General features: G+C 70.7%; 7 protein-coding genes and 1 tRNA gene. 2 read left to right on the top strand and 6 right to left on the bottom strand.

The genetic code is table 11. The annotated features are described in order from the left end of the window. Nucleotides 1-222 precede the first annotated feature (222 nt). Nucleotides 223-1,254: an archaeosortase A gene (artA, locus tag ACQUS7_RS14525; protein ID WP_435147958.1), complete on the top strand. Its 1,032-nt coding sequence runs from the start codon at nucleotides 223-225 to the stop codon at nucleotides 1,252-1,254. Between the two features lie 61 nt (nucleotides 1,255-1,315). Here artA and dph5 read toward each other — a convergent pair whose 3' ends face one another. The 4 genes from dph5 to ACQUS7_RS14505 all read right to left on the bottom strand — a co-directional run bounded on the left by dph5 (nucleotide 1,316) and on the right by ACQUS7_RS14505 (nucleotide 6,358). Then, nucleotides 1,316-2,125: a diphthine synthase gene (gene dph5 / locus ACQUS7_RS14520; RefSeq protein WP_435147956.1), complete on the bottom strand. Its 810-nt coding sequence runs from the start codon at nucleotides 2,123-2,125 to the stop codon at nucleotides 1,316-1,318. A 90-nt stretch (nucleotides 2,126-2,215) separates the two neighbouring features. Further along, nucleotides 2,216-5,215 carry a PKD domain-containing protein gene (locus ACQUS7_RS14515; protein WP_435147954.1) on the bottom strand — a complete coding sequence of 1,000 codons (3,000 nt, stop codon included), beginning with the start codon at nucleotides 5,213-5,215 and terminating at the stop codon, nucleotides 2,216-2,218. Between the two features lie 179 nt (nucleotides 5,216-5,394). Further along, a complete protein-coding gene (locus ACQUS7_RS14510; RefSeq protein ID WP_435147952.1) occupies nucleotides 5,395-5,937 on the bottom strand; it encodes a hypothetical protein in 543 nt (180 codons plus the stop codon). Beyond that, the gene (locus ACQUS7_RS14505) at nucleotides 5,930-6,358 is read right to left on the bottom strand and encodes a CopD family protein (RefSeq protein WP_435147950.1); all 429 of its coding nucleotides are present in this window, start codon (nucleotides 6,356-6,358) and stop codon (nucleotides 5,930-5,932) included. Before ACQUS7_RS14505 ends, ACQUS7_RS14510 begins: the two co-directional genes overlap by 8 nt. A gap of 247 nt (nucleotides 6,359-6,605) precedes the next feature. Here ACQUS7_RS14505 and ACQUS7_RS14500 point away from each other — a divergent pair, with 247 nt between their 5' ends. Beyond that, entirely contained in the window at nucleotides 6,606-6,728 is a 123-nt protein-coding gene (locus tag ACQUS7_RS14500) for a hypothetical protein (protein ID WP_435126834.1), read from the top strand. A gap of 74 nt (nucleotides 6,729-6,802) precedes the next feature. Here the strand turns inward: ACQUS7_RS14500 and ACQUS7_RS14495 are convergent. Next, nucleotides 6,803-6,875, bottom strand: a tRNA-Thr gene (locus ACQUS7_RS14495). Between the two features lie 66 nt (nucleotides 6,876-6,941). Continuing rightward, nucleotides 6,942-7,925, bottom strand: a complete 984-nt coding sequence (locus ACQUS7_RS14490; protein WP_435147948.1) for a class I SAM-dependent methyltransferase — start codon at nucleotides 7,923-7,925, stop codon at nucleotides 6,942-6,944. Nucleotides 7,926-7,935: the final 10 nt, after the last annotated feature.

Genomic DNA, 7,935 nt, shown 5'->3' with positions numbered 1-7,935 from the left:
TGCTCGGCGCCGCGCTGCTCGCGATCCGTCGCGACTAACGTGAACAACGACTGACCGGCGAAACCGGTCACTCAACTGCAGTCCGCTTCACGCGGACCTTTTCTTTCGGACGCTACACCCCACAGCCGCAGCACTCTCCGACCAGAATACTACTCGGGACAACGCAGCCGAGGTCGGGTGAGACGACAAGGGCTTTACTGCGCGGACGCCTGGTTTCAGGACATGCCGAGCGTACTCACCGACCTGTTCGCGTGGCTCGTCATCGCCGCGTTCCTCGTCGGTGCGTCGTTCGACTGGCTGCAGCGTCGGTCCGCCGCGGGGCTCCAGCGGTCGGGGCGGGGCTGGCTGGCCGCGCTCTCAGACCGGCTCAGTTCCGCCGGCGCCGACCCGGCGCGGGCGACGACGGCCGCGGCGTGGGCGCTGTTCGCCGCGTTCTGGCTGGTGCTGTTCCCGCACTTCGCGTTCACGCAGAAGAGCTACGTCGAGGGCGTCCTGGCGCTGGCGGCCGTACCGGCGTGTCTGTACGCCGGCTGGCTGCTGTGGAACGGCCGCGACTCGCTGTTCGTGCTGTCGCGCGCCGTCGCCGCGATGGGGCTGGTGTACCTGCCGTTCGAGACGATTCCGTCGTTCACGGTCGCCGGCGTCCACGTCCCGGCGCCGAAGCGCGTCCTGATTCTGACGGTGACCGAGCAGACTGGGTTCGTGATGCGGCTGCTCGGCTACCACCCCGAGCGCGTCGAGGGGCCGGTGCTCGGCTACATGAACGCCTACCAGTTCACGACCGCCGGCGGCCACAACCTCCTGTTCGAAATCCTGCTCGCCTGCACCGGGCTCGGCAGCATGGCGATCTTCGTCGGGCTCATCGCCGCGGTCCGCGCGCCGCTCGCCCGGAAGCTCCGCGCGCTCGCCGTGTCGATTCCGGTCATCTGGGCGCTCAACCTCGTCCGCACCACGTTCATCGGCGTCACGTTCGGCAACCAGTACCTCCAGGTGTTCGTCGACGAGGTGCTGTTCCTGTTCGGCTCGGACAACGTCTACAAGGTGTCGTACTTCGTCGCCGACCGCATCCTCAGTCAGGTGCTCGCGGTCGTCGCGCTCGTCGGCATCACCTACCTCGTCGTCCGCGAACTCCCCGAACTGCTCACGGTCGTCGAGGACGTGCTGTACCTCCTCACGAACGAGGAGTACGACCTCCGGAGCCAGGTCGACCCGGCGCACGACGCGGCCGCCGACTCCGGCTCACAGCGCCTCTGACGGACCGGCCGACCCAGACTCCTCCTCGCGGCCCCGCCGGACGCCGTTTTTCGCCGTCGACTCAGAACTCCGGGAGCGCGTCGACCGGGCAGCCGGCGAGCGTTTCGAGCGCTTCGGCTTCGAGGTGGTGGAGGTCGCCGGGGACGACGAGCATGTGCAGCGGGTCGCCGAAGTCGCGGTCGGCGAGCGCGCCGAGCCGGTCCGCGGCGACGACCGGGTCGGGGCTGCCGGCGCGGCCGACGACGACGCCGAGCGCGGAAGCGTCCCAGTCGTCCGCGAGCATCTCGGCGGCCGTCGACGCCGACATGTACTCGTCCGGTTCGCCTGGCTGCGGGCCGGCCGGCGACGACCCGGCGACCTTGATGTCGAGGTAGACGAGCGTGTGCAGCCCGCGGTCGCGGTTCGCGTCGATGCCGTCGCGGACGCTCTGCGGGACGCCGTCGGCGCCGTGCGCGTACGGGAACGGCAGCGTCACCGCCTTCCCGAACCGGTAGTTCTGCAGCCCGGTCAGCGACGACGCGGCGGACTGGGCGGTGACGCCGTGAATCACGCGGGTGTCGACGCCGCGCTCTGCGGCGCGCACCCGGAGGTCGACGTGCGTCGTCGAAATCATGGTGTCGCCGGCGGTGAGAAACGCGACGTCGCCGTCTTCGGCGGCGTCGAGAATCGGCTCCGGGCGCTGCTCGACGCCCTCGCGGTCGCGGACCTCGACGTCGACGCTGTGGTGCGCCGCGAGGTCGTCGACCGTGGTGCCGACGAGCCGGCTCGTGTAGAACTCCGCGAACACGCGGTCGGCGGCGCGGAGCGCCTCCCGGCCCTCGACGGTGACGGAGCGTTCGTCGTACAGGCCGAGACCGATGAACGTGAGCATAGCCGCAGGTGCGGCGCCGCGACGCTTCCCGGTTTCGCTTGCCGTACAGGCGCTCGCGGCCGCCCCCGGATTCGCGGCGTCCCGCCCGACCTATTCGTCGTCGTCGCCGCGGAGCGCCACCGGAAGGAACCGCCGCCAGCCGTCGTCGTCCGGCGAGTGCCGCGGCGTCGGCGCAATCCACTGGCCGCGTGCGTCGATTTCCTCCTCCTGGTTGTCGCCGACGAGCGGCGGCACGACCGGAATCGCGGCGGCGAGCGCCAGCATCCCGAGCAGCAGCACCGGAATCGGCGAGACGCTCGTCGCACCGCCGCCCGGCGTCGTCGTCGCCGGCGGCTCCCCGCCCTGCTTCGTCGCCGTCGCGGTGTCACCGCCGACCCCGGCTCCCGCTGCCGTCGTCGTCACCGCGGTCACCGTCGGAGTCGCCGTCCGCGTCGCTGACCGCGTCGCGGTCGCAGTCGGCGTCGGCGTGGCCGTCGGCGTCGCAGTCGGTGTGGGCGTCGCGGTGGAGACCGCACCGCCACCGCCGCCACTGAGTCCGCCGCCGCTGCCTCCGCCACCCGACGAAGGCGTCGGTGTTGCGGTCGTGGTCTGGGTGTCGGTCGGTGTTGCGGTCGCGGTCTGGGTGTCGGTCGGTGTTGCGGTCGACGCGGATTCGACCGTCACGGTCGCGGTGTCGGACGCGGTGTTCCCGGCGGCGTCGGCGACCGTGAGTCGGACCGTGTACGTCCCGGTCGCGTCGAACGTGTACGAGACGGTTCGCCCGGTTTTCATCGTGTTGTCGGGGAACCGCCACGTGTACGAGACGATGCGGGTGGTGGCGTCCGAGTCCTGACTCGGCGCGTACGTCGCGGATTCGTCGACGGTCACGGTGCGGTTCGCGACGGCGACCTGCGGCGCGGTCGTGTCGAGCACCACCTCGTCGGTCGTCGCCTCGTCGGTGTTCCCCTGGCCGTCGTCCGCGGTGACGGTGACGGCGTGTGCGCCGTCGCTGCCGCCGTCGACGTCGACGGTCGCCCGGTACGCGCCGTCCTGCCGGGTCAACACGACGGTGCCGGCGCCGAACGCTGAGAGGTCGGCGGTCACCTCGTCGACGTCGCCGGAGACGTTCGCGGTGACGGTGAGCCGGTCGGTCTCGTTGACGACGCCGTTCCCGTCGGTCGCGTCCGTCAGGTTCGCCGAGACGACCGTCGGCACGGCCACGTCGCGCGTCTCGTTCACCGTCAGCGTCTCGGTGACCGTCTGGCCGTCGTCGTCGGTCGCGTCGCCGAGCGTCAGCGTGTAGTTCCCGTCGGTCGTCGCGTTCAGGCTCGCCCGGTACCGGTAGTCGTCGCCGGCGCTGACCTCGTCGAAGTCGCCGAATGACACCGCGGGAGCGTCCGGGCCGTCGAGCGTCAGGTCGGCGTCGGAGACGTCGTCGGTGGCGTTGAAGCCGGCGGTCAGATTCCCGTCGGCCGCGGTTTCGAGCGTGAGGTTGTACACCGAAAAGTCCGACACGGAGACGTCGTCGGTGAGGTTCTCGCCGTCGACCTGGCCGTCCTGGGACGTCGCCCGGTCCACCGTCACGGTGTAGTTCCCGCTGGCGGCGTCCTCGTAGACGCCGGTGTAGCGGTACGGCGCCGCCGCGTCGTCGGTCGAGAAGTTCGACAGGTCGAGCGTCGCGTCCTCCGGCCCGGTCACGGCGACGTCGACGCCGCCCAGCGGTTCGGAGGCGTTGAAGCCGATGGCGATGTCGGTCCCGCTCTGCGTCGTCGCGTCCAGGTCGGAGACGTTGAATCTGGCGTCCACGACGCCGGAGTCGGTGAGCCCCGGCGACGCAGCGTCGCCGTCAGTCGACGCTGCGGATTCGAGCGTCCCGTCGTAGGTGCCGTCGGCGTCCGGCGTGTACGTCGCGTTGTAGACGTAGTCGCCGCCGTCGCTGGTCTCGGTGAAGTTCGACAGGTGGAGCGTCGTCCCGTCCGGCCCGGCGACGTCGACGGTGACGGCGCTCAGCGGCTCGGTCGCCGTGAACGAGACGTTCAGCGTCCCGGGCTCCCCGACTTCCGACCGGTTCGCGACCGTGAAGTTCGACAGCGAGAGCGGCTCGTCCTGCCCGTTCACCAGCGCGACACCGGCGCTGGTCGCCGCGCTGACGCCGTCGACGGTCCCGGTTGTGCCGGAGTAGGTGACGTACCCGATCTTGCTCGGCGGCGACGAGGTGAGGTACAGCACCTCCGGGGTGCCGTCGCCGGTCCAGTTGACGGCGGCGACCGGCGTCTTCTTCGCGCCGCTGGCGAGCGTCGTGACTCCGCCGACGCCGACGAGTTCGACGTTCCCGGAGCCGTCGACGATGGGGACCCGTGCGACGCCGTCGCCGTCGAAGTCCCGGGGGGCGCCGACGGTGCCGCCGGCCGCCGGCTCACCCGAGAACTCCACGTCCTGCTGGCCCGTCGTGTTGTAGTAGCGCAGCATCCCGGCGCTGTTGTAGACGATTTCGGCGACGCCGTCGCCGGTGACGTCAGCGACGCCCGCCGCGCCGCTGAGCGAGTCGCCCGGGTCGACGACCGTCGTCGGAGCGCCGTTATACGTGACCCGCCGTAGCCCGTCGCCGCCGCTTCCAGGGGTGTAGAAGACGCTCGTGGTGCCGTCGCCGTCCAGGTCGCCGACGGCGACTTTGGTCTTCGAGGCCTTCACGCCGGTCGCGAGAAGCTTCTGCTCCCCCGACCGGTCGATGACGGACAGGTCGCCGTTCCCCGTCACGTACGGCACCTCGGCGTACCAGTCGCCGTCCATGTCCGCGGCCGCCCCGACGATTTCGGCGGAGACGCCCGTCCCGATGCGGTCGCCGTCGGTGGTGACCAGCGTCAGTTCGCTGGTGCTGCTGTTGACGTACGCGAACTGCACGGTCCCGCCCGAAACGCTGCCCTCCGTCGCCGCGAGCGGCGCGCTGAGCGCCGCCGCGCCGTCGCTCGCCCGGTCGCCCGTCAGGTGTGCCGCGGCGCCGCTGACCGTCTGCCCTGCCGTGGGCGCCGCCCCCGCGGCGACCACAGCGACGACCAGCGTGCCGACCACCGCGGCCCGCGCGACGACCCGGTATCGCCCGGTGTCTGACACGTGTCCAAGAAAATACACTGGAAACACGGAAAACGCTTGTCGCCGTCGCAGGCGCGCTGACTCGGTGCATCCGGCGAATACTCTCCCGACGCGACGATTCTCACCGCAGAGGTATGAGTTAATCCATCAATCCCTAGAAACAGAAATTTGTGCTGCCGAGGCGGGTGCGGCGTGATTCGTCAGCGGCCGCGGGTCGATGACTCAGAGGCATCAGAAGCATCCGCGGGCGGTGCGGCGGCCCGCCCCGTCTCCGGTGCGAGGAGCGCCGCGGCCCGGTAGCACGCGACGTCGACGACGCCGAACGCGGTGCCGACGACGCTGCCGACGACGGCGCCGCCGGCGGTGCCGAGCAGCAACAGGTACGCCAGCACGACGACGTCGCCGGTCCCCTCCAGCAGTTCGAGGCCGGCGAGGACGACGGCGCCGGCGACGGCGAACCCCATGCCGACGACGGCGCCGCCGACCGCGCCGCGGCCGAGGAGGTGCAGCGTCTCGCCGTCGGTGCTCCGCCGGAGGCCGCCGAGCGCGAACACCCACCGCGTCGTCGCGACGACGAGTAGCCACAGGTAACCGAACGCCGCGAACCCGGGGAGCGTCCCGAGCCCCGAGAGCGCCCCGGTGAGCGCGCCGGCCGCGTGCCCGGCGAGCACCGCGAGCAGCGCGAAGCCGACGACGTTGAACGTCGCCACCGACCACGTCTCCGCGTCCGGCCACTCAGCCATGCGCGAGCACCTCCGCGAGCACGACGACCACGAGCAGCGCACCCGTCGTCGCACCGTAGGACGAGGTGATGCGCCGGCACACGGCGTCGTCCGGGTCGTCGACGTCGCGGAGGCGGAACACGGCCAGCGACCGGACGCCCGAGCCGGCGACGAACAGCGCGACCACGGCGAGTTTCAGGGTGAACACGGCGCCCCAGCGCGTCCCGGGGCCGGGCGCGCCGAGCGCCCCGAGGTTCCCGACGCCGGTGACGACCATCACGCCCATCGCCGCCCAGAACACGCACTCGAACTGCCTGAGCAGCGGGCCGGCCGCGCGGTCGCCGACCCGGAGCCCCGCCCACACCGCCGCGGAGCCGGCGAGCAGCACGACCATGCCGAGCACGTGGACTGTCCGGACTGCGAGGTGGAGGGCACCTGCCATACGCCCACGATTCCTCTGTCAACACAAAAACACCGGGGAGTCTACAGGTACTCGGGCGCTACTCCCCCGCTCGCGGTCCAGCCTGCCCCTTCCCGATAGCGTTCACACCTGAAGAGGCGTCCTTGGCACACCCAAACATGACCTTCTAGTCTCTGTGTGCAATTAACAGATAATATCGCTATATAGGTGAATACAGAGAAGACTTATTCGAGATTAGTGCATGAGTAGTCACTGAGAGCGCAGAACGATGAAGGGAACACAAATCCTGTGCCGAGTGGTCGGCCACGACTGGGAAGCCACCGACCTCAGAGTCACGCACGGCCGGGTCGAGTGCGGCCGCTGCGGCGACGCCGAGTGGCGGCAGAACTGAGCCGGCGCTGCGCGCTGCCACAATTCGGCGCTTCGAAAACGGCTCGTCGGCGACGGTACGGTCGTCAGAAGGCAAGCCGGTGGAGGGATTTGAACCCTCGGCCTATTCCTTACGAAGGAATCGCTCTGCCAGCTGAGCTACACCGGCGCGTGTATCAGTCGTCGGGGGGAGACGGAAATAAGGATTCCGGAACCGCGGCGCCGTGCCCCGCTCTCACATCCGGCGGAGGCGGGCGTCGACGCAGACGTTCAGTTCGTGTGGCGCGTACGACCGGACGTCGTGTTCCGTGAGGACGTCGACGCGGTAGTCGTCGCCGGCGGCGTCGCGGATGGCGCGCTCTGCGGGGCCGTACGGGTCGGATTCGTGCTGGATGTCGTAGACGTGGAGGACGCAGTCGTCGCCGGCGAACGCGACGGCGGTGTCGAGGAACTCGGTGGCGGTGTGCGGGAGGTTCATGAGGACGCGGTCGGCCCAGTCGGGGTAGTCGGCGGCGACGTCGCGGACGTCGCCCTCGACGGCGGTGACGCGGTCGGTGACGTCGTTGCGGCGGGCGTTCTCGCGGAGGTACTCGACGGCGCGCGGATTCAGGTCGCAGGCGACGACGTCGGCGCCGCGGGCGGCCATCGGCACCGCGAACGGCCCGACGCCGGCGAACATGTCGACGACCTGCTCGTCGGCGTCGACCTGCGTGACGACGCGGTGGCGCTCGGTGGCGAGCCGCGGCGAGAAGTAGACGTCGGCGATGTCGAGGAGGAACTCGTGGCCGTACTCGCGGTGGACGGTCTCGGTGCCGTCGCCGGCGAGCACCTCCCAGTCGCGGACGCGGTACTCGCCGCGGACCTTCGACGCCCGGTTCACGACGGTTTTGCAGGGGACGTCGGAGGCCATGACGGCGTCGGCGACCGCCTGCGCCGTCGCCGGGTCGTCCTCGTCGACGATGACGACGTCGCCGAGCCGCTCGTACGTCGGCTCGTACCCCAGAATCTCGGCGGGCGTCCGCGGCCGGTCGCGCTCGGCGGCGTCGCGCGCCACGACGTCGTAGTCGTCGGCGACGGCGTCGGCGTCGGTGACCGGGATGTAGATGTCGCCGTCCTCCACCTCGATTTCGCGGTCGCCGTCGAGGACGCCGCGCTCCGCGAGCCGCTCGCGGGTGGCTTCGCCGTCCTCGACGGGGACGCGGACGCACGGCACGCTCATGCCGCGAAAT

The organism is Halobaculum sp. P14 (assembly GCF_051195155.1).
In the GTDB taxonomy this organism is placed as follows: Archaea; Halobacteriota; Halobacteria; order Halobacteriales; family Haloferacaceae; genus JBNTKA01.
The sequence above is the reverse complement of the archived record's forward strand: the minus strand, read 5'-3'. Positions and strand labels throughout refer to the sequence as shown.